Genomic DNA, 1,241 nt, shown 5'->3' on the forward strand with positions numbered 1-1,241 from the left:
AATCAAACCGAAAAGAGCGAAATTTTATCGTGACAAGAGGTTTATGAAATTTAAAATTTAAACCTCCGCGCTTATCTTTTCTATCTTACTCCAGGCTAGTAGGTGCACGATGCCAGTTATTATGAGAGCGGCAAATGGCAGGAGCAGTTTAAGCATTACGACAGCAATAGCTAAAGCTGAGACCTGCTCGGTCCGTGGCTCGGAAATGGCTATAGCAATAATCGCTACGTTGCATAATATGTTTAGTACAAAAAGTCCCACACAGAGCCACACATAAGTCCGAAAGGTACTCACGCCGCTTACGCGCGCCAAAGAGAAATTTATGCGAAACCATGCGACGATTATGTAAATAACGCCTACGAAAAGCGCTAGTCCAAATATCGCCGCAAATGGATTATCACTCTGCCCGCCGTCTACGTCAGGCTCCCTTGGATAAAGGTAATTGAGCACGAGCGCTAGCGCAAAAAAGCAGACGCAGATTATTATGCAGTTGCGATAAAGTGTCGCTGCTTTTATGCCGCTAAGCGCTGAAATTTTTCGGAGTGCCTGCAATCTGAAAAATGCCGAAACACAAATAAAAGCGATCAAAATTCCGCTAGCGATATAATTTATCGTCTCGTCGTCAAGGCGCCATGGCTCGCTGAAAGAGACATAGCCTACCACGATAAAAACCACGGGTAATGCCGCCAAAAATAGATCGATGCCGGTGCTGATCATCCCCTCTTTTCTTGCCTGAGATACAATGAATTGCATATATAAACCCTTTTTAAAAATTTGACCCGAAGTATATATAAACAAGCATAAAATATAAATTAAACCGACAAGATCGGAATTCTATCGCGACAAGATATTTGCGAAATTCTAAACTTTTACGCTTATCTTTTCTATCTTGCTCCAGGCTAGCAGATGCACGATGCTAGTTATTGTGAGGGTTATGGGGAATATCAAATGGTATAGTGCATTTAATGGAAAAAGGATGACGCAGAGCCACACATATGTCTCAAAGATCCCTACGCCGCTTACGCGCGCTAAAGCAAAATTTATGCAAAACCACGCTACGATCATGTAGATTGTGCCTGCAAACGCTATCAAAATGCACAATATCATTGCCAAATGCTTATGTGAGATCGATAAAGGAATCGATAAAAAGATGCTTGTTATGGCAATGACACAGATGCAGACAATTACGCAGTTGCGGTAAAGCGCCGCCGCTTTTATGCCGCTAAGCATTGAAATTTTGC

2 protein-coding genes are annotated in these 1,241 nt (G+C 42.4%); both read right to left on the reverse strand.

Annotated elements, in window-relative coordinates; genetic code table 11:
- Window positions 1-57: 57 nt before the first annotated feature.
- Window positions 58-753: a hypothetical protein gene (locus Q0277_RS08785; RefSeq protein ID WP_297997329.1), complete on the reverse strand. Its 696-nt coding sequence runs from the start codon at window positions 751-753 to the stop codon at window positions 58-60.
- 108 nt (window positions 754-861) lie between these two features.
- On the reverse strand, window positions 862-1,241 hold a 380-nt coding region (locus tag Q0277_RS08790; protein ID WP_297997331.1), incomplete at its 5' end, for a hypothetical protein.

Source organism: uncultured Campylobacter sp. (genome assembly GCF_938030815.1).
Lineage (GTDB): Bacteria > Campylobacterota > Campylobacteria > Campylobacterales > Campylobacteraceae > Campylobacter_B.

Bases quoted from the DNA above. Each gene is read 5' to 3' on its own strand.
- Q0277_RS08785 (WP_297997329.1), bottom strand. From the start codon at position 753: ATGCAATTCATTGTATCTCAGGCAAGAAAAGAGGGGATGATCAGCACC.